The sequence below is a fragment of the Solwaraspora sp. WMMA2080 genome (genome assembly GCF_027497395.1).
Taxonomy (GTDB): domain Bacteria; phylum Actinomycetota; class Actinomycetes; order Mycobacteriales; family Micromonosporaceae; genus Micromonospora_E.
The window spans coordinates 5,483,483-5,503,965 of sequence record NZ_CP114910.1 but is presented as its reverse complement, the minus strand read 5'-3'; the positions used below and the strand labels follow the sequence as shown (position 1 = coordinate 5,503,965).

Genomic DNA, 20,483 nt, shown 5'->3' with positions numbered 1-20,483 from the left:
CGACCGGCTCGACCCGGCCGCGATGGGTGTCACCGCCCGCCGGTTCGCCGACCAGATGGCCAGCCGCCGCTCGGTGCGGCACTTCGCGCCCGACCCGGTGCCGTTGGAGGTCATCGAGGACGCGGTACGGGCGGCGGCCTGCTCGCCCAGCGGCGCGAACCTGCAGCCGTGGCGGTTTGTCGTGCTCACCGACCCGCAGCGCAAGCGCCGGCTGCGGCAGGCCGCCGAGGCGGAGGAGTTGGAGTTCTACACCCGGCGGGCGTCCGCCGAGTGGCTGCGGGCGGTGGCGCCGATGGGCACCGACTGGCAGAAGCCGTTCCTGGAGACCGCCCCGGTGGTCATCGTGGTGTTCGAGGTGCACCGGGGGCCCAACTCGCCCAAACCGTACTACGTCAAGGAGTCGGTCGGCATCGCCACCGGGGTGCTGATCACCGCGCTGCACCTGGCCGGGCTGGCCACCCTCACCCACACGCCCAGCCCGATGAAGTTCCTCAACGAGATCTGCGAACGCCCCGCTGAGGAACGGGCCTGCGTGGTGATGCCGGTCGGCTACCCGGCGGCCGGGGTGACCGTGCCGCAGCTGACCCGCAAGCCGCTGTCTGAGGTCCTGGTCCGCCGGTAGGCGGCAGTGGTACCAGGTTTCCCGGAGGGTCAGCGGTGCAGGTCGGCGGTGAAGAACCGGGTCAGCGGCTGGATGTGCCGGTCCGGTCGACGCCACTCGGCCAGCAGGTCCTCCAGCAGGTGCAGCTCCTCGACGAGTTCGCCGCCCCGGTAGCGGCGCACCACCGGGTGGATGAAGGCGCTCTCGGACGCCCGGTCGGGCTGCGGGTGACGTTCGATCGAGAAGACGTCCGGGTAGTCGTCCCGCCCCCAGCGCAGCCCGAACGTGTAGTAGTGGCTCTCGCTGCCGAATCGGCGTACCGCGTAGTCCTCCGGCAGGTCGTGGTAGTGCCGGACGTGACCGGTTGCCTGGTCGACGACCAGGGCGTCGACCAGGAACTCGAACTGGGTCCACAGCGCCGAGCTCCAGTTGACCCGGTCCAGCACCGCCCGGGTCAACGAGTCCGGGTCGGCGGAGACCTTGTCGAAGCCCAGCGGCGCAGCCTCGTACCGCTCGCGCAGCAGCGCGGTCAGGGTCCGCAGGTTGTACCGGAACCCGTCGATGAATGCCGAGGACGCCTTCTTGAAGTCGCGGTCCTGGGCCACGGTGCCGGCGAAGTAGAGGCCGTCGACGTCGACCGACTGCCAGTCCGGGTCGGTGGCCGGCATCCGGCCGCTGGGGACCAGCTTCGGACTGGCGCTGGCACCGAAGATCGAGGTGTCCATGGCGAAGCCGGTGCAGCGCAGCACCGACTCGTACTCCATCACCGCGGTCTCGCCGTCGGCGTGGGTGTAGGTGAGGTGCACCTCGTAGCGGTCGCCGACCGGGCGGATCTCGTCGACCACGCAGTCCAGTACCGAGTGCAGCGTCTTGAACTGGTAGCTGTCCAGCACCGCGCCGTGATGGCCGCGTACGTCCCCGGGGTGTTTGGTGTTCCAGGCCAGCCGCATCGGCCGAGGGCTGGCCAGGTGCACCATGGATGCGTGGCCGAGGATCGCCGAGGCCGTTTCGAACGCCGAGTTGCCCTTGCCGAGGATCAGCACCCGGTGGCCGGCGTAGTCCGCCGGGTCGGTGCTCATCGCCTCGTAGCCGACCGCGTGTTCGATACCGGTTACGTCGGGGATGTTCGGCCGGCCCCAGCCGGTGGCCACGACCAGGCACTCGCAGCTGTAGGTCTGGTCACCGGCGGACACCACGAAGCCGTCCTCGGTCTTCTCGACCCGCTCGACGCCGACGCCGTACCGGATCGCCAGCCGGTGGTGCCGGGCGAAGTCGGCCAGGTAGCGGACCAGGTCGTCGGCGCTCGGGTAGTACTCCCGGCTGTAGTCGGAGAAGGGCAGTTCGAACGGCTCGTGCAGCAGCGAGTTCCAGTCCCAGCGGAGTCGGATCTCCGGGTCGGCGCTGACGGTGTGCACCTTGTTCAGCGAGATCAGGCCGCGGTGTCTAGGGAACCGCCGGAAGAACTCCCCGGGACCATCGGATCGCTCCAGTGTGAGGTAGTCGCTGCCGGCCTGCTGCAGGTAGTAGCTGAGCTGTAGCCCGGCCGGGCCGGCGCCGACGATCAGATACCGGTGGTGGGTGGTCGCGGGCGGCACGTCGGTCATGGATCTCTCCCCGGTCGGAATATCCATGACTTTTTATGATAAATGCGCATAGGTCAATCGGTCATACGGATCATCGACGACCGACCGAGGGGCGGTTGCGCGACCCGGTCGGCAATCCGATCTCCGTGCCGTGGTGGACGTCCCGGGGCACCCGGAAACCCGGCCGTGGTGGACAGGCCGGGCACCCGGGATCGCCGCAGCGGCCGAGGTCAGGCCGCCTGGGTCGCCGGCTCGCGCCGGCCGCTGACCTTCGCCGGCGGCATCGGGCCGCCCTTCGCGGTGCCGGACATCTCGTCACCGTCGACCACGACGTCGAACACCAGATTCATCCGGATCGGCTTGGTGATCGACTGGAACCAGGACAGCCGGTCGTCGGCCACCTGCAGGTCCTGCAGTACCAGTTCCTCCTTCTCCCCACGGGAGATCCCCTGCAGCACACCGTCCTTGGTGAACAGTTCGAGCACGGTGTGCCGGGTACCAAGCGGGGTGGCCACGGCAACCTTCCAGAATCCCTCGACAGACACGACGGCTCCTTCTCTGCGCGGTGAGCCGGACAGCCGACCGAAATACGACGGTGCACGGTGTCCGGATGACGCGTCATGCGACACCTCACTCAGGCTAGCCAGCTCCTGTCGCCGAGGGTTTCGCAATATTGCCGTCTTTCCAGCCGATCGGATCGGCGACGGATTGTGACAGATCCCAGAATGCAGCGAATCACCGGAGGCAATGTGAAAGAAGCGCTGCACCGTACGGCCGTCGGACGATGATCCCGGTGGCCGACCGTGCCGCGCGGCCTCCCCATCTCCACCCACCCTCGGCTTCAGGAGGATCCCCCGGCGAGCCGGGAGCTGCGAGAGCTCCCGTTCACCGCACGCCATTCCCGGAAATTCATCGGATCGGCGTTGCGGCAACGATGTCCGCCCTGTCAACTCCGTCGGCCTGGACAACAGCCGATGGTTCCCGCAGTAAGGAGACCAGACCGTGCTGGGTCAACGCCTGCGCTCGATCAGCCCCGGGATAACGGCGATCTTACTTCTCGTCGTGATGTTCTTCATCATCGATGCTCGCGTGTCGGTGGCCGGCGCTGACGAGGTTGCCCAAAAGTACCGGTTCACCGAGCTTGAGATCGACTATCCGGAAGGTTACGACCAACTACCTAAACGGAACATCCGTGAGGTCAACGAGTCGTACCACAAGATCCGGTCCTGGATCTCCTCGGTGGGCGCGAGCATCGCCGTCAACGACCTGACCGGCCACGGGGTGGCCAACAGCTTGTGCTTCGTCGACGTGCGGACCAACGAGGTGGTGGTCACCTACGCGCCGACCGCACCGGCCGCCGACCGGTTCGAGCCGTTCCTGCTCGACCCGGCGCCGCTGCCGATCGACCACACGATGGCGCCGATGGGCTGCGTGCCGGGTGACTACAACCTGGACGGCCGGATGGACATCATGGTGACCTACTGGGGCCGGGTGCCGATCCTGTTCCTGCGCAAGGCCGGAACCGAGCTGCCCGCCAACGACGCGTACCACCGGCAGGAGATCCTGCCGCAGGACTCGCCGGACGGCCGCTACCACGGGCCGAAGTGGCACACCAACGCGGCCACGGTCAACGACTTCGACGGTGACGGCAAGCCGGACGTGGTGATTGGCAACTACTTCCCCGAGTCCGATGTGCTCGCCCCGGACGGCCAGGACAACGTCGAGATGAACGACTCGCTCTCCACCGCGACCAACGGCGGCGGGCTGCAGGTGCTGCGCTGGCACGCGGCGACCGCCGGCGAGACGCCGTCGGTGACCTTCGTGCCGGAGCGCGGTGCGGTCCCGTTCGCCAAGAGCACCGGCTGGACCCTGGCGCTGAGCTCCGCTGACCTGACCGGTCGCGGCCTGCCGGACATGTACGTCGCGAACGACTTCACCTTCGACGCCCTGCTGCACAACGTCTCCCGGCCCGGTCAGATCAAGTTCGAGGCGGTGTACGGCGAGCGCAGCCACGGTACGCCGAAGTCGTTCCAGCTGGGCAAGGACTCGTTCAAGGGGATGGGCGTCGACTTCGGCGACCTGGACGCGAACGGCAGCTTCGACATGGTGGTCTCCAACATCACCACCGCCTGGGGGTTGGAGGAGAGCAACTTCGTCTGGGTGAACCAGGCCGGCTCCGAGGAGGAGGCCCTGCAGAGTCTCTCCGCCGGTACTGCGCCGTTCATCCAGCAGGCCCGGCCGCTCGGCCTGGCCTGGAGCGGCTGGGGCTGGGACGTGAAGTTCGCCGACTTCCGCAACGACGGTGACCTGGAGGTCGTGCAGACGCTCGGCTTCGTCAAGGGCGACATCGACCGGTGGCCGTGGCTGCAGGAGATGGCGATGTCCAACGACAACCTGCTCTCCAACCCGGCGATGTGGCCGAACATGCAGCCCGGCGACGACATCGCCGGTGACCAGCCGCTCGCCTTCTTCGCCCGGACCGACAGCGGCGAGTTCACCAACATCACCGAGCAGCTCGGCCTGGACGTGCCGATCCCGACCCGCGGCATCGCCACCGCCGACACCCGGGCGACCGGCGCGCTCGACCTGGCCGTAGCCCGGCAGTGGGCCGCCCCGGCGTTCTACACCAACGAGGCACCGGACCTCGGCGACTACCTCAACCTGCGGCTGTACCGGCCGACGCTGGACGGCACCGACGCCGACCTGCCCGGTACGCCGGCCTACGGCGCCACCGTCACGGTCACCACCGCAGACGGACGCCGGCAGGTCTCCCAGCTCGACGGCGGCAGTGGCCACGGCGGCAAACGCAGCTTCGATGTCCACCTCGGACTCGGCGACGCCACCGGCCCGGTCACCGTCGACCTGCGCTGGCGTGACCTCGACGGCGATCTGCACAGCACCACTCAGCAGCTGTCGGCCGGCACGCACACCCTCGTGCTGACCGACCGTGTCCAGGAGGTTCCGAACCGATGACCACGACCGCCGAACGCCAACAGACCGTCGGCACGACGACGGCCCCCGCCGGCCCACCCGCGCCGGCGGCGAAGGAGCCGGACCGCCGCTACCTGGCGCTGCGCAACTTCGCCATCTCGATGACCGTGTTCAACATCCTCGGGTACACCGTCCTGGGCTTCGAGCAGCCGTGGCTGTGGCCGATCCTGGCGGTGCTGGTGGGCTACGCCACCGAGCTGGTCTTCGAGACCTTCAGCGCCCGGATGCAGCAGCGGGCACCCCGGTACACCGGGCGCGGCGGACGCGGCATGTACGAGTTCCTGCTGCCCGCCCACATCACCGCGCTGGCCTGCAACATGCTGCTGTACGCCAACGACATGTTCCTGCCGATCGCGTTCGCGGTGATCGTCGGGGTCACCGGCAAGTACGTCTTCCAGGCCCCGGTGTACGGCCGGATGCGGCACTACATGAACCCGTCCAACCTGGGCATCACCGTGGCCCTGGTCTGCTTCGGCTCGTGGATCTCGATCGCCCCGCCGTACCAGTTCACCGAGGGTGCCAACACCTTCTTCCGGATCATGATCCCGATCATCATCGTCACCGCCGGTACGGTGATCAACGCCATGCTGACCCGCAAGGTGGCGTTGATCGTCGGCTGGCTGGGCGGCTTCGCCATCCAGGCGCTGCTGCGGCACTGGATCTGGGACGTGGCACTGTTCTCGGCGCTCGGCGTGATGGCCGGGGTGGCGTTCGTGCTGTTCACCAACTACATGATCACCGACCCGGGGACCACCCCGGTCAAGCCGATCCACCAGTTCATGTTCGGGTCGTCGGTGGCCATGGTCTACGGCGTACTGATGCTGTTCAACGTCGTCTACACGCTGTTCTTCGCCGTCGTCGTGGTCTGCGGCGCCCGCGGCATCTACTGGTGGATGGTTCACCTGCGTAAGCGCGCCCAGCAGCAGGCGGCGGTGGCACCCGCCCCCGCGCCGGTGGCCGGCGCGACGGCGTGAGGAAAGGTATCTGATGAGTGACCGTATCGCGGTGGTCGGGATCGCCTGCCGGTATCCCGACGCCGACTCCCCCAACCAACTGTGGGAGAACGTGCTCACCGGCCGCCGGGCCTTCCGCCGGCTGCCGGACGAGCGGATGAACCACGAGGACTACTACTCCCCCGACCCGGCCGCGCCGGACCGGTTCTACTCGGCCAAGGCGGCGGTGCTGGAGGGGTTCGAATTCGACCGGGTCAAGTACCGGATCGCCGGCAGCACCTTCCGGTCCACCGACATGACCCACTGGCTGGCCCTGGACACCGTCGCCCGGGCCCTGGCCGACGCCGGCTTCGCCGACGGTGAAGGGCTGCCGGCGGCCAGCACCGGCGTGGTCATCGGCAATACCCTGACCGGTGAGTTCAGCCGGGCGAACCTGCTGCGGCTGCGCTGGCCGTACGTCCGGCGCACGGTCGGCGCGGCCCTGCGCGAGCAGGGCTGGGACGACACCGCGGTGACCGCCTTCCTGGACGATCTGGAGCCGCGCTACAAGGCGCCGTTCCCGCCGATCGACGAGGACACCCTCGCCGGTGGGCTGGCCAACACCATCGCCGGGCGGATTTGCAACCACTTCGACTTCAAGGGCGGCGGGTACACCGTCGACGGTGCCTGCTCGTCGTCGCTGCTGTCGATCGCCACCGCCTGCAACGCGCTGAGCAACGGCGAGCTGGACGCGGCGGTCGCCGGCGGGGTGGACCTGAGCATCGACCCGTTCGAGGTGATCGGCTTCGCTAAGACCGGCGCGCTGGCCACCGCCGAGATGCGGGTGTACGACCGCAACTCCAACGGCTTCTGGCCCGGTGAGGGCTGCGGCATGCTGGTGCTGATGCGCGACGAGGACGCCGTCGCCCGGGGTCTGCGTCGGCACGCGGTCATCGCCGGCTGGGGCTACTCCTCCGACGGCAAGGGCGGCATCACCCGGCCGGAGGCCAGCGGCCACCGGCTGGCGATCCGTCGGGCGTACCAGCGGGCCGGCTTCGGCATCGACTCGGTCGCCTACCTGGAGGGACACGGCACCGGGACGGCCGTCGGTGACGCCACCGAGCTGCGCGCGTTCACCGAGGCCCGCCGAGAGGCGGCCCCGGACGGCGAGCCGGCCGCGATCAGTACGGTCAAGGGCAACTTCGGCCACACCAAGGCCGCCGCCGGGGTGGCCGGCCTGCTCAAGGCGATCCTGGCGGTCCGCCAACAGGTGATCCCGCCGGCCACCGGGCACGTCGAGACCCACCCGGAGCTGGACGTCGAGCAGCCCGCGCTGCGGGTGCCGGCCGCCGCCGAGCTGTGGCCGGCGGACAAGCCGATCCGGGCCGCGGTCTCGTCGATGGGCTTCGGTGGGATCAACGCCCACGTGGTGGTGGAGACCGCCGAGACCAGCCGGCGGACCCGGGTCGGGACCGCGACCACGGCGCTGGTGCGGTCCCGGCAGGACACCGAGCTGCTGCTGTTCGACGCCCGGACCCCGCAGGAGCTCGGCGAACGACTCGCCGGGCTGGCCCCGTGGGTGGCCCGGCTGTCCTACGCCGAACTCGGCGACCTGGCCGCCGCGCTGGCCGGGCAGTTGGCCGGCCAGCCGGTCCGGGCCGCAGTGGTCGCCGGCTCCCCGGAACAGGCCGCCGGCCGGCTCAGCCGGCTGGCGGAGGCGGTCGCCGCCGGTGAGCGTACGGTCATCGACGCCGCCGACGGCGTGTTCCTCGGCGCCGCTGGCGGCAACCCGCGCATCGGGTACCTGTTCCCCGGGCAGGGTGCCGGGCGGCGGGCCGACGGTGGCGCACTGCGTCGCCGGTTCGCCGACGTCGACACGCTGTACCGGACGTACCAGCCACCGGCCGGTGCCGACCTGGTGGCCACGGCGGTCGCCCAGCCACGGATCGTCACCGGATCTGTCGCCGGTCTGCGGGTGCTGTCCATGGTGGGCATCGAGGCCACCGGTGCCGCCGGGCACAGCCTCGGTGAACTGACCGCGCTGCACTGGGCCGGGGCGATGGATGAGCCGACGCTACTGGCCACGGCCGCCGCCCGAGGCCGGATCATGGCCGACGCCAGCGCCGGTGACGGCACCATGGCCAGCATCTCCGCCGCGCCCGAGGTGGTGCAGCCGCTGCTCGCCGGTACGGCGGTGGTGATCGCCGGCTACAACAGCCCGCAGCAGACCGTGGTCTCCGGCCCAGTCGCCGCAGTCGAGCAGGTCGGTGCCCGAGCCGAACGGCAGGGCCTGTTCTGGACCCGGATCGCCGTGTCGCACGCCTTCCACTCCGAGGCGGTCGCCCCGGCCGCGGTGGCGTTCGGTGAACACCTGGCCGGTCAGTCGTTCACCCCGCTGGCCAGGTCGATGGTCTCCACCGTCACCGGTGAGCCGCTGCCGGCCGACACCGACGTCGTCGACCTGCTGCGCCGGCAGGTGCTCGACCCGGTGCGGTTCACCCAGGCGGTGAGCCGGCTCGCCGAGACCAGTGACCTGCTGCTGGAGATCGGTCCGGGTCGGATCCTGCGCGGCCTGGCCGGCGAGATCGCCCCGGACGTGCCGACGATCTCGCTGGAGACCGACAGCTTGTCGCTGTCCGGGCTGCTCAACGCCGTCGGGGCCGCGTACGCGCTGGGCGCGGTGATCGACCACGATGCGTTGTTTCAGGGCCGGTTCACCCGACCGCTGGAACCCGGTCGGCCGCTGCGCTTCCTCGCCAGCCCGGCCGAGTCGGCCCCGGCCGGCGACTTCGCCGTCGCCCGGCAGGCCGGAGCCCAGCCGGCCGATCACGCCGCGGGATCCGCGAACAGCTCCCGGGACCAGGCGGCGGGGCGCTCCGGTGCTGACAGTCTCGAGGTGCTCCGTCGGCTCGCCGCCGAACGGGCCGAGCTGCCGCTGGATGCGGTACGCCCGGACAGCCGGCCCCTCGACGAGCTGCATCTGAGCTCGATCACCGTCGGGCAGATCGTCAACCAGGCGGCCCGCGAACTCGACGTACCGGCGCCGACGCTGACCTCCAGCTACGCCACCGCTACGGTCGCCGAGATCGCGCAGATCCTCGACGACGCCGCCGGTGCCGCACCGGCCGGCGACGACGCGGAGCCGGTCGTCGCCGGTGTGGCTCCCTGGGTCCGGGCGTTCGCCGTGGACCTGGTGCCCACCGGGGTCGCCCCGTTCGCCGGGTCGGGTGTCGACGGCGACTGGCAGGTCTTCACCGCCGGTCACAACCCGCTCGCCGAGCCACTGGCGGCAGCGCTGGGCACGGCCGGGGTGGGCGACGGAGTGCTGCTCTGTCTGCCCCGCGACGGCCAGCCGGAGCATGTCCCGGTGCTGCTGCGGGCCGCCCGCGCGGCGCTGTCCGCCGGCGGGCCGGTCCGGTTCGTCGCGGTCGGTGACCGGCGGTCCGCCGCCGGTCTGGCCAAGACGCTGCACCAGGAGCATCCGGATATCGACACCACGGTGGTGCTGCTGCCGTTGCCGGAGTACCCGACGGTCGACGACGATCCGGCGGACCGCGCCGAGGGGCGCGACGAGTTGGTGCGCCGGCTCGTCGCCGACGTCGGTGCGACGACCGGGTTCAGCGAGGTGCACTACGACGCCGCCGGTGAGCGGTATGAACCGGTGCTGCGGCCGATCCAGCTGCCACCCAACGGCGGTGCCGGGATCGGCCCGGACGACGTGCTGCTGGTCACCGGCGGCGGCAAGGGCATCACCGCCGAGTGCGCCTTGGCGCTGGGCCGGGACACCGGCACCGCCGTCGGCCTGCTCGGCCGCTCCGACCCGGCCGACGACGCCGAACTGGCCGCCAACCTTGACCGGTTGCGGGCCGCCGGTGTCCGGTTCCACTACGCCCGGGCCGACATCACCGCAGTGGACCAGGTGAAGGCGGCGGTGAACGCCGTCGAGCAGGCGCTCGGCCAGGTCACCGGGGTGCTGCACGGAGCCGGACGCAACGAGCCGACACCGGTGGCCGCGCTCGACGAGGCCGCTTTCCGCCGTACCCTGGCTCCGAAGATCGACGGCCTGGACGCGGTGCTCGCCGCGACCGACCCGCAGGCGCTGCGGCTGCTGATCACCTTCGGCAGCATCATCGGCCGGGCCGGGCTGCGCGGCGAGGCGCACTACGCCACCGCCAACGACTGGATGACCGACCTGACCCGCAAGGTCGGCAAGGACCACCCGCACATCCGCTGCCTCGCCCTGGAATGGTCGGTGTGGTCGGGTGCCGGGATGGGTGAACGGCTCGGGGTGCTGGAGTCGCTGACCCGCGACGGCATCTCCCCGATCCCGGTCGAGGACGGCATCGCGATCCTCAAGGAGGTGCTGGCCAGCCCGTCCGCGCCGCAGGCGATGGTGGTGATGAGCCGCTCCGACGGGCTGCCGACGGTCACCATGGAGCGGCGGGAGCTGCCGCTGCTGCGCTTCGTCGACCGGCCCCAGGTTCACTACCCGGGCGTCGAGCTCATCGTCGACGCCGACCTGACCGCCGACGACGACCTCTACCTGCCGGACCACCTGCTCGACGGGGACCTGCTGCTGCCGGCGGTGCTCGGCATGGAGGCGATGGCCCAGGCGGCGCGGGCGCTGACCGGGCGGATCGAGACGCCGGTGCTGGAGAACGTCGAACTGCTCCGGCCGATCGTGGTCCCGCCGGACGGCAGCAACACCATCCGGATCGCGGTGCTCGCCGCGCCGGACGGTGCCGTCGACGCAGTGGTCCGCAGCAGCGACACCGGGTTCGCGGCCGATCATTTCCGGGCCAGGCTGCGCTACGACCTGCCGGCCCGGCCCGAGGTACGGCCGGCGACCGCGGCCACCGAGCTGCTGCCCATCGACCCGGCCAGTGAGCTGTACGGGCCGGTGCTGTTCCAGGGGTCGCGGTTCCAGCGGCTGCAGGGCTATCTGGATCTGGCCGCCACCAGCTGCGTGGCGCGGGTGTCGAACCGGTCGGTGGCGCCATGGTTCGCCCGGTTCCGGCCGGGCGAGCTGGTGCTCGGCGACCCCGGCACCCGGGACACGGTGATGCACGCCCTGCAGTGCTGCGTCCCGGACGCCACGCTGCTGCCGGGGGCGATCGAACGGCTGCACCTGGCCGACGCGAAGGTCGCCGCCACCCTGGACAGCGTCACCATCCACGCGCTGGAACGGTCCCGGGAGGGCGACACATACCTGTACGACGTGGACGTCTGTGACCCGGACGGCAACCTCGTCGAACGGTGGGTGGGGCTGCGGCTGCACGCCGTACGCAAGCTGGACGGTTCCGGTCCGTGGCTCCCGGCGCTGGTCGGGCCCTACTTGGAGCGACGGGTCGGCGCGTTCCTGCCGACCGACCTGCGGGTGGTGGTCCGCCCGGACGACCCGCAAGCTACCGAGGTGGCCGACCGGCGGGAGCAGACCCGCAAGGCGGTCAGCTGGGCGTTGGGCGGCGACGCGCAGGTGCGCTACCGGCCGGACGGCAAACCGGAGGTCACCGGCGGGCCGCAGATCTCGGCGTCGCACGGCGCCGGGGTGACCGTGGCGGTCACCGGACCGGCGGCGGTCGGCTGCGACGTCGAGGTGGCCGCCGGCCGCTCCGACGAGGAGTGGGCCGATCTGCTCGGCGCGGAGAACCTGGCGCTGGCCAGGCTGGTCGCCCGGGAACACGGCGAGGAGTTGTCGGTGTCGGCGACCCGGGTGTGGGGCGCCGTCGAGTGTCTGCGCAAGAACGGCCACGCGCGGGTCGACCTGGCCGCCGAGCCGAACGCACCGGCCGGCTGGGTGGCGTTGCGATCCGGAACCACCCGGATCGCCACCTTCACCACCGCGCTGCAGGGCGTCGACGACCCGGTGGTCTTCGCGATGTCCGCCGACGGAGGCAGGTGAGTCATGGAGTCCTACTACGAGTACCGGCACCTGGTGGGTTTCGAGGAGACCAACCTGGTGGGCAACGTCTACTACGTCAACTATCTGCGCTGGCAGGGCCGGTGCCGGGAGATGTTCCTGCGGGACCGCGCGCCGGAGGTGCTGGCCGACATCCGGGACGATCTCAAGCTGTTCACCCTCAAGTGCGAGTGTGAGTTCTTCGCCGAGATCAGCGCCTTCGACGAGCTGTCGATCCGGATGCGGTTGGAGGACCTGACCCAGACCCAGATCGGCTTCGCGTTCGACTACGTCCGGCTGCGCGACGGCTTCGAGGAGCTGGTCGCCCGCGGCCGGCAGCGGATCGCGTGCATGCGCGGGCCGAACACCGACACCCGCCCGGCCCGGGTGCCGGATCCGCTGCGGATCGCGCTGTCGCACTACGCCGTCACCGGCGGCAACGGTAACGGCAACGGGCAGCGCCGGGTGCTCGAAGACGTCAGGGAGGGCTGACCGTGGCTACCGACAAGCAGACCGTGCCGGGCGTCGCAACGGCCGGATCCGCCGGATCCAACGGTACGGTCGGGGCGGCCGGATCCAACGGTACGGGCAAGGGTGACCACGCCGAGCTGCGCACCGTGATGGGGATGTTCGCCACCGGCGTCACCCTGGTGACGTCCGGGACCGACCTGCCGCACGGGATGACCGCGAACGCGTTCTCCTCGGTATCGCTGGAGCCGGCGTTGGTGCTGGTGTGCGTCAAGCGCACCGCGGTGCTGCACGCGACGGTCCTGGCCCAGGGCACCTTCGCGGTGTCGATCCTGGGTGCCGACCAGGAAGGGCTGGCCCGCTACTTCGCCAGCTCGTCGCGGCCGCGCGACGAGCGGGAGTTCGAGACGGTCGACCACTGGGCGGGGCGGCACACCGGCGCACCGATCATCTCCGGCAGCCTGGCCTGGGTGGAGTGCAAGCTGGCCGCCGTCTACGACGGCGGCGACCACTCCATCTTCCTCGGCTCGGTGCTGGGCACCGGCCGCGGTGACGGCCACGACGCGTTGCTGTTCCACGGTGGCCGGTTCGTCGAGGTCGCCGGCCGAGGCTGACCCGACCCGCCACCCGACCGGGCGGTCCCGCTGTGCGCGGGACCGCCCGGTCCTTCGTGGTGGAGTCGCAGTCGCCTCGGACTCGTCGCAGTTCGCCTCGGACGCCCGGTGGACCGTCGCGGGCCGGACACGACGCAGCCGGCGCTCGCAGATGCGAGCGCCGGCTGTGTCAGGTGGGTGGGCCGGTCAGGCCTCGTGGACCCGCATCGGCAGGCCGCCCCGGACCCGCAGGGTCAGCATCGGTTCCGGAACCAGGCGGTAGCCGGGCTGCACCGACATCCGCAGCCGACGCGCCACGCAGGCGATAACGAACACCGCCTCCATCAGCCCCAGGTTGTTGCCGACGCAGAAGCGCGGGCCGGCGCCGAACGGGATGTACGCGTACCGGGGCCGGTCGGTGCTGCGGTCGGGGTCGAACCGGTCCGGGTCGAACCGGTCCGGATGCACCCAGAACTCCGGATGCCGGTGCAGGGTGTACGGGCAGAGCACCAGGTCAGCGCCGGCCGGCACATGGTAGCCACCGACCACGTCGTCGCCCTGGGCGATCCGGGGCAGCAGCCAGACCGGCGGGTAGAGCCGCATCACCTCGTCGACGACCATCGCGGTGTACCGCAGCCGGTGCAGGTCCTCGTAGACCGGTGTCCGGTCGCCGAGCACCTCGACCGCTTCGGCGTGCACCCGCTCCCAGACGTCGTGATGCCGGTCGAGCAGATGGAACGCCCAGGTCAAGGTGCTGGCGGTGGTCTCGTGACCGGCCAGCAGCAGGGTCACCAGCTCGTCGCGCATCCGCTGCCGGGCGACCTGCGGATCGGCTTCCTCGTTGGTCGATCCGATCAGCCGGGACACCACATCGTCGCGTTCGGCGATGCCGCCGGCCGCCCGCCGCCGGGCAACCAGCTGGTCGACGACGTCCTGCAGCTCGGCGCGGGCCCGGCGGAACCGCCGCTGCCGGGGCAACGGCACCCAGGTCGGCACCGCGCCCAGCGACATCATCTCGAAGATGGCCTGGTCCTGGACGGCTTCGAACGCGTCGCCGATGCCGCCGAACTCACCCAGGTCGGTGTCGAGCAGGGTCCGGCCCAGCACCCCGAGGGTCAGGTCGGTCATCTCGTGACGGATGTCGACCGGTTCGTCGCGGCCGACCATGGTGTGCAGCCGGTCGGCCAGCCCGACCGCCTCCTCGGCGATCGCGCCGGCCTGCCGGGCGATGCGCCGGGCCTGGAACACCGGCTGGATCGTCTTGCGCTGCTTGCGCCACAGCTCACCCTCGCTGGTCAGCAGGCCGTCACCGAGGGTACGGCGGGCGTGGACCAGCCCGATCCCCTTGTGGTAGTTGCCCGGGTTCTCAGCGAGCACGTGCTTGGCGTGGTCGGGGTGGTTGAAGAAGTACAGGGTCTTCGGCCCCAGCGGCAGCCGGACGGCGTCGCCGTAGCGGGCCGACACCGACCGCATCACATCCAACCGGTTACGGGCCATCCGGGCCAGCAGGGCCGGTGCCGACCAGGGTGACGGCCCGGGGGGACGCAGCCGGCTGGGCTGGTCGGCGAGCGCCGTCACGGCTGCGCCCCGACGTCGGCGCGGAACCGTGCGGCAATCGCACACCGCCAGATCTCGTACGCCGGCAGGTCGGACTCCGCCGTGACGGGCGGGATCTCCTCGTCGGTGATCCGGGCCGCTTCGACCGCACCGGTGCGGCAGAACACCTCGGTGGCCAGCTCGGTGTGCGGCATCAGCAGCCCGGCGCGGACCCGGGCCTGGGCTGCGAACGCGCTGGCCTGGGCGACGAACGGGGCATGGTCGCCGGAGCGGCGCAGGAACAGGGCAAGCTCCTCCTCGGTGGCGCCGCCGGCGTACGTCGCGGCCAGGCCGGCGCCGCTGTACAGGTCCTGGTGCCGGGCGACGGGGAACGCGTCGATCAGGTCCGCGGCGCGCGTCGGGTCGGAGCCGGCGACGAACCAGATGGCCCGGCCGATGCCCTGGTCCACGACGCGGTCGGCGTACCACGTCGGGCCTTCCGACGGCCAGGGGAAGCCGCGCACCGTCCGCCGGTTGACGACGTACTCGGCGGTGTGGAAGTACGCCTGGTGGAAGCCGTACCCGTCGAGCACCAGCCAGCGCAGCAACGGGTCGGTCGCGGCGGCGCTGGCCCGGCCCCAGAGGAACCGGGGCAGTCGGGCCATCGCCCAGCCGATGCCGACGTACGCCATGTAGACGTGCCGGTCGCCGGTCCCGGCGAGGAACTCGGCGCTGCGCCGGGGTTTCCCCGGGGTGATCGCGTCGACCAGGGCGAAGCCCATCGCCGCGCCCTCGTAGGCGAACCCCTGGAAGCGGGTCGGCAGCGGAGCGAGGTCGGTGTCGACGTCGGTGACCCGCCGAGCACCGGCGGCTGAGGAGAGCCCGGCGAGGAACGAGGCACCGACGGATTCCAGAACCTCAACTGCTTCCGGCCCTTTGTCGTGGAAGCCACGAACGGATACCCGGGTCTGCGAAATGTCAGGGGTCAGGACCCGTTGCCGGAGCCCTCGGATGATTCCGGTCACCTATCGCTCCCATTCATCCAGATCAGACAAGCATCATCATTGATCGTGCCGGTGCGACAGTGCGGACGCCACTTCCCGATTGCCCTGTGACCTGCAGCTAAGTAGCGTCAACAACGGCACTATGAGAGAAGACCACCGTCGCTCGCCGGGGCACGATCAGACCGGACCGACACCAACGAAATTGTCGTACGACACATCGAGCGACAACCTGTACGGGCACTCCACGCCGGTACGGGAGATTTGTTTTGCTCAGGCGCCGTTATCGGCCCGGTCGGCGGACGATATCCGACCATGGCGCATGGGTGGATTCCAGAAATGGAGGAGACCGATGTTGGTCCTGGTCACCGGCGGCACCGGATTCGTCGGCGCGCACACGGTCGCGGCCACCCTCGCCGCCGGCCATCGGGTCCGGGTGCTGGCCCGCGACCCCGCCGGGGTGTCCCGGGCCATGGCGCCGTTGGGAGTGCCCGAGACAGCGGTCGACGTGGTGCTCGGCGACGTCACCGACGCGGTCGCAGTCGACCGGGCGGTCCGGGACACGGACGCGGTGGTGCACGCCGCATCGGTCTACTCGTTCGACAGCCGGCGGCACGCCGCGACCCGGCGGACCAACGTACGCGGAACCGAGCTGGTGCTGGCGGCGGCGCGTAACCATGGGGTGGCCCGTACGGTGTACGTGTCCACGGTGGGCGCGTTGCTGCCGGCGGCCGGCTCGCCGCTCGATCCGAGCGCTGCGCACGGCCCGAGTTCGCTGCTCGGCCCGCGCTCGCCGGTCGGCACCGCCAGCGAGCCCTACCTGGCCAGCAAGGCGGCGGCGGAACGGGTCGCCCGCCGACACCAGGAGCAGGGCGCGCCGGTGGTGATCAGTTACCCGCCGGCGCTGCTCGGTCCGGACGACCCGAAGGTCGGCGACCAGACCGCCCGGCTGCGGTACGTGCTGCGCGGCATGATGCCGGTCTGGCCAACCGGCGGTTTCCCGGCCGGCGACGTCCGCGACACCGCCGCCCTGCACGCGGCGCTGCTCACCGCGCCGAGCGACGGCCTGGACCGGCACTTCGGGCCGGGACGGTACGTCAGCACCCGCGACTACGTGGCCACCGTCCGCGCGGTGACCGGGCGACGGCTGCCGACGGTGTTCCTGCCGGCCCGGGCGATGTTGCCGTTCGCCCGGCTCACCGACCTGGTGCAGCGGGTCTGGCCGTGGCACATCCCGGCTGAGTACGGCGCCTGCTACGTCTGCGCCTGCGCGGCGCACCCGCCGCAGGAGGAGCCGTTGGTCGGGCCGCCCGCCCGTCCGTTCAGCCGAACGGTCGCCGACACGGTGCGCTGGCTGCACCGGACCGGGCGGCTCTCCGCCGGGCAGGCCGGACGGGCGTCGACCGACCCGGCCGGACGGCCATTGCCCGACCGACAGTGATCCGCCGTGGCGACACGGCCGTACCAGGGAGGCAAGCATGTCCGAAAGCGACTCCGTCCGCGCCGAGTCGGGTGTCTCGGGCGCCGGGCCGGATCCCGCCGGGCCGATTCCGACCGGACCGGCTGCGGCCGGGTACCGGCAGGTCCGCCGGAACGTGACCGAGCTGCTCACCGCGGGTCCGCCGGACCTGGCTGCGGCCGTACCCGGCTGCCCGGACTGGAGCATCGCGGACCTGGCCAGCCACCTGGTCCAGGTCTGTGCCCGGGTGTATGAGCGGATCGCCGCGGGTGAGACGGCGACGGAAGGCACCGGCGGCGGACCGACGCCGGCCGGCATCCAGTTCTCACTGCTGCCGTCGGACCGCGCGACCGCACCGCTGCCGGCCGGTGGGATCGGCGAGCTCCTCGACGACTGGACGCGGTTGAGCGGGCCGGTCGAGCAGTTCCTCGGCGAACCGTTCACCGTCCGACGGGGCATTCTCGTAATGGACGCGTTCACCCACGAGTTGGATCTACGCCGGGCGCTCGGGGTGGATCCGCCGGCACCGCAGCACCCGGCGCTGCCGATAGCGATGGGCATCTTGGCGAAAGGACTATCGCTGTCGACCCGCAACCGCGGCCTGCCGGCGCTGCGGGTGGAGACCGACCTCGGCCAGTGGCCGATCGGCGAGGGTGCGCCCGCGGCCACCGTCGCCGGCTCCTGGCACGACGTCTACCAGGCGATGTCCGGCCGGTTGACCGAGGAACGGATCCGCGCGCTGCGCTGGAGCGCGGACCCGGCACCGTGGCTCGCGGCGTTCACCTGGGGACCGTTCGTCGTCCCCGTCCGCTGACGTCACCGCCCGACGTCGCTGGCCGAGGTCGCTGGCCGCTGACACCACCGCCAGGGGCCGTTGCCTCGCCGGCGAACGCAGTGTCACCGCACCGGGTCGGGGGTACTCGTTGAGCTTGATGCCGCAGGTGCATTCTGATGCGCCTGCGGCATCACGTCTTCAGAAGCACCGACGGAAGACGTCGCTGCGGATCCCTCGACCCCGCAGTCGGAAGCACATGTATCGACGTCGCCCGGCCGGCAGCGTGCGCCACCGGCCGGGTGAGGGCAGACCTTCGGGTCACGATCGGATCGCGCCGACCACCCGGGTCCGCCCGGCGACGCGCCGTTCGTCACGGCCGCGGGACCGACGGCTCCGGGAACCGGTCACGTGCCCGTCGAGTTCGGGCAGTGCGATCAGGATGGGCAGGTCGAAGACGCCGGTGGCGTGCAGTTCCAGGTCGACGGTGAGATCGGTGCCGACCGTCACCGACAACGGCTCGTGCGCGCCGACCGCGAGCGGACGTCGGGTCGATGGGCGGGCGGTGATGTCGTCCAGCGCGATCGCGGCTGCCCTCAGGTACCATTCGCCTTCCGGAACATCGGTGAGCAGGTAGTCGCCGGACGCCTCGAGGATGTCGCAGGCGGCGGGCAGCCCTTGCACGATCGGGCTGTCGAACACTCCGACGTAGACCTTGACCGGAACGTCGATCGGCGGCAGCACGACCTTTCCGCTGATCGTGGCAGCTCGCCGGCTGCCGGCCGACCGGGGCTGGGACAACTGTGGGATGCCGTGCTCGGCGAGCCACCGGTAGCGTGCCGGCGAGATGCCGACGCTGCGGGTGAACCGACTGATGAAGGTGCCCAGACTGTTGTAGCCGACGGCGTAGGCGATGTCGGTGACGCTCATGTCGGTCTCCAGCAGCAGGTGTTTCGCCTTGTACAGCCGGATCGCTGTCAGGAAGCGGCCGGGCGACGTGCCCGTCTTGGACCGAAACAATCTGGAAAAGTAAAAACGACTCAGAAAGGCAGAATCGGCCATAGCGTCGAGTGAGAGTGGCTCGTGGTAGCGGTCCCACATGATGGCAATAGCCCGTTCGACGGCGTTAGGCACTGCGGATCAACTCCATTCGGCTGTAGACGACGAGGTCGCCTCTCGAACAGTGCGCTCGCGCGCTGGTCACCCACTGCAGATTCCGGGAGCATCGACACAAACCCATTGCCCCAGCTCAGAGGCACCACCACGCCGCCACCACCCTGGCGGGGTGCGGCGGGAGCGGTACACCGAGGGTAATCGCCAACACGCCGCTTGGCTGCGCGGCGGCTCACGGGAGGCAGGAAAGTGTCGAACATCGCTCCACCATCTAGGCCCTGACCGGTCCGGATGACTTAAGACCCTACCATAAATCGAGAACAATAAGTGCAGCCAAATTTCGACTTTCTTGCTCTATCAATGGCCGGGCGCCGATCACCATCCGTAGCGGATACCCGCATTACTCGGCGATACCCTTTCTGTCCGAACGGAATGTCGCCTACCCCCGCATCGGGAGCAAATTGCCCACCCGCCGGGCCGCCGCCATCGCCGCCCAGGAGGAGAGCTCGACCAGCGTACGGTCGTCGGCGCCGACCTGCCGGCAGCGCTCGATGACGGCGGGATCCACCTGGTAGGAGGCGAAGGCGACCAGCAGCGCCAGCCGCGCCACCGGCCGCTGGTCGGCGGGCAACGGCGCGATCAGTTCCTCGACCCAGACCCGACTGATCCCACGTGGCCCGCCACCCCACCGGGCGAGATTGTCCGACACCAGGGCGCGGATGTTCGCCGGCAGCGCGCGGGCGCCGGCGTCGTCGATCGCGGCGCAGGCCCGCGCGTACGCCTGGGCGACGGTGTCGTTGTCAGCCGCCCAGGACAGGTCGGCGGGCAGGTCGGCGGCGGGCAGCAGGCCGAGGGCGGCCCCGGGTACGTGCGCCTGACGGGCGGCACCGGCCATCTGACGACCGAGCACCCACAGCACCGGCGGCAGCGTGAACTCCGGCACCTTGGGCGGTAGCGGTACGTCACGGAGGAACACGTTCACCATCCGGTTGAGGTAGTGCAACAACACCGCCACACCGACCAGGTCGGCGAGCTGCTCGGCCGGAAACTGAGGATCGACCGGCCTGCCCGGATGGTCCACCGACATCACCCATTCGACGAAGACGTCCAGTTCCGGGGCGTTCGTCGCGGGCTGGTCGCGCCGGCCCGGACCGAGCACGGTGAGCGCGCTGTTGTGGATCATGGCGCAGTACGGGCAGGCGTTGCCGGCCGAGACGGCGGTGGCCACCGCCTCCTTGGCCGCCCGGGACGCCAGCCCGGGCACGATCAACGTCTCGCGCAGCACCAGCCACGCCGCGGCGAGCATCTCAGGTGCCGCAGCATGCAGGGCCACCGGCGGCGCGAGCACCCCGAAGTCGCCTTCCATCTGTCGGTACACCTGAGACACGAGACCACTCGCCCTTCCTCGCCGCACTGCGGAGACGTAGCGAATCTGAGTCAGCCCCAGGCCGCTCAGCACCGGACGCATCAGACTTCCCGGCATCATGACCTCATCCGTTCCAATTGATTGGTGACAGGCTATCGGTTGATACTGC

At 70.7% G+C, this 20,483-nt stretch carries 14 protein-coding genes; 8 read left to right on the top strand and 6 right to left on the bottom strand.

The genetic code is table 11. The features are described from left to right. The first annotated feature begins 22 nt into the window (after positions 1-22). Positions 23-622, top strand: a complete 600-nt coding sequence (locus tag O7543_RS25170) for a nitroreductase family protein (RefSeq protein WP_281555703.1) — start codon at positions 23-25, stop codon at positions 620-622. 29 nt (positions 623-651) lie between these two features. Here the strand turns inward: O7543_RS25170 and O7543_RS25165 are convergent, their stop codons facing one another. Next, entirely contained in the window at positions 652-2,205 is a 1,554-nt protein-coding gene (locus O7543_RS25165; protein WP_281551607.1) for an NAD(P)-binding domain-containing protein, read from the bottom strand. A 209-nt stretch (positions 2,206-2,414) separates the two neighbouring features. Continuing rightward, on the bottom strand, positions 2,415-2,729 hold the full coding sequence (locus O7543_RS25160) for a hypothetical protein (RefSeq protein WP_281551608.1): 315 nt from the start codon (positions 2,727-2,729) through the stop codon (positions 2,415-2,417). 457 nt (positions 2,730-3,186) lie between these two features. On the opposite strand from O7543_RS25160, the gene O7543_RS25155 reads away from it, so the two are divergent. Genes O7543_RS25155 through O7543_RS25135 form a run of 5 tightly spaced genes read left to right on the top strand, consistent with a single transcriptional unit; the run spans position 3,187 to position 13,088 of the window. Continuing rightward, positions 3,187-5,157, top strand: coding sequence for a CRTAC1 family protein (locus O7543_RS25155; RefSeq protein ID WP_281551609.1), 1,971 nt, complete (start codon positions 3,187-3,189; stop codon positions 5,155-5,157). After that, positions 5,154-6,149 (top strand): enediyne biosynthesis protein, encoded by a 996-nt coding sequence (locus tag O7543_RS25150; RefSeq protein WP_281551610.1) that lies wholly within the window; start codon positions 5,154-5,156, stop codon positions 6,147-6,149. Before O7543_RS25155 ends, O7543_RS25150 begins: the two co-directional genes overlap by 4 nt. 13 nt (positions 6,150-6,162) lie before the next feature. Then, on the top strand, positions 6,163-12,009 hold the full coding sequence (locus O7543_RS25145) for a type I polyketide synthase (RefSeq protein WP_281551611.1): 5,847 nt from the start codon (positions 6,163-6,165) through the stop codon (positions 12,007-12,009). A 3-nt stretch (positions 12,010-12,012) separates the two neighbouring features. Further along, positions 12,013-12,498 carry an acyl-CoA thioesterase gene (locus O7543_RS25140; RefSeq protein WP_281551612.1) on the top strand — a complete coding sequence of 162 codons (486 nt, stop codon included), beginning with the start codon at positions 12,013-12,015 and terminating at the stop codon, positions 12,496-12,498. A 2-nt stretch (positions 12,499-12,500) separates the two neighbouring features. Continuing rightward, positions 12,501-13,088 carry a flavin reductase family protein gene (locus O7543_RS25135; protein ID WP_281551613.1) on the top strand — a complete coding sequence of 196 codons (588 nt, stop codon included), beginning with the start codon at positions 12,501-12,503 and terminating at the stop codon, positions 13,086-13,088. A 186-nt stretch (positions 13,089-13,274) separates the two neighbouring features. On the opposite strand, the gene O7543_RS25130 is transcribed toward O7543_RS25135, so the two are convergent. Together O7543_RS25130 and O7543_RS25125 are read right to left on the bottom strand one after the other, a co-directional pair. After that, positions 13,275-14,645 carry a cytochrome P450 gene (locus O7543_RS25130; protein ID WP_281551614.1) on the bottom strand — a complete coding sequence of 457 codons (1,371 nt, stop codon included), beginning with the start codon at positions 14,643-14,645 and terminating at the stop codon, positions 13,275-13,277. Next, positions 14,642-15,628, bottom strand: a complete 987-nt coding sequence (locus O7543_RS25125; protein ID WP_281551615.1) for a DUF1702 family protein — start codon at positions 15,626-15,628, stop codon at positions 14,642-14,644. Before O7543_RS25125 ends, O7543_RS25130 begins: the two co-directional genes overlap by 4 nt. 328 nt (positions 15,629-15,956) lie before the next feature. Here O7543_RS25125 and O7543_RS25120 point away from each other — a divergent pair, with 328 nt between their 5' ends. Both O7543_RS25120 and O7543_RS25115 read left to right on the top strand, forming a co-directional pair. Further along, entirely contained in the window at positions 15,957-17,045 is a 1,089-nt protein-coding gene (locus O7543_RS25120; RefSeq protein WP_281551616.1) for an NAD-dependent epimerase/dehydratase family protein, read from the top strand. A 37-nt stretch (positions 17,046-17,082) separates the two neighbouring features. Next, entirely contained in the window at positions 17,083-17,877 is a 795-nt protein-coding gene (locus tag O7543_RS25115) for a maleylpyruvate isomerase family mycothiol-dependent enzyme (protein ID WP_281551617.1), read from the top strand. A 279-nt stretch (positions 17,878-18,156) separates the two neighbouring features. Here O7543_RS25115 and O7543_RS25110 read toward each other — a convergent pair whose 3' ends face one another. Both O7543_RS25110 and O7543_RS25105 read right to left on the bottom strand, forming a co-directional pair. After that, a complete protein-coding gene (locus O7543_RS25110) occupies positions 18,157-18,936 on the bottom strand; it encodes a helix-turn-helix transcriptional regulator (protein ID WP_281555704.1) in 780 nt (259 codons plus the stop codon). A 451-nt stretch (positions 18,937-19,387) separates the two neighbouring features. Then, a complete protein-coding gene (locus tag O7543_RS25105) occupies positions 19,388-20,314 on the bottom strand; it encodes a carboxymuconolactone decarboxylase family protein (protein WP_281551618.1) in 927 nt (308 codons plus the stop codon). Between the last annotated feature and the right edge of the window lie 169 nt (positions 20,315-20,483).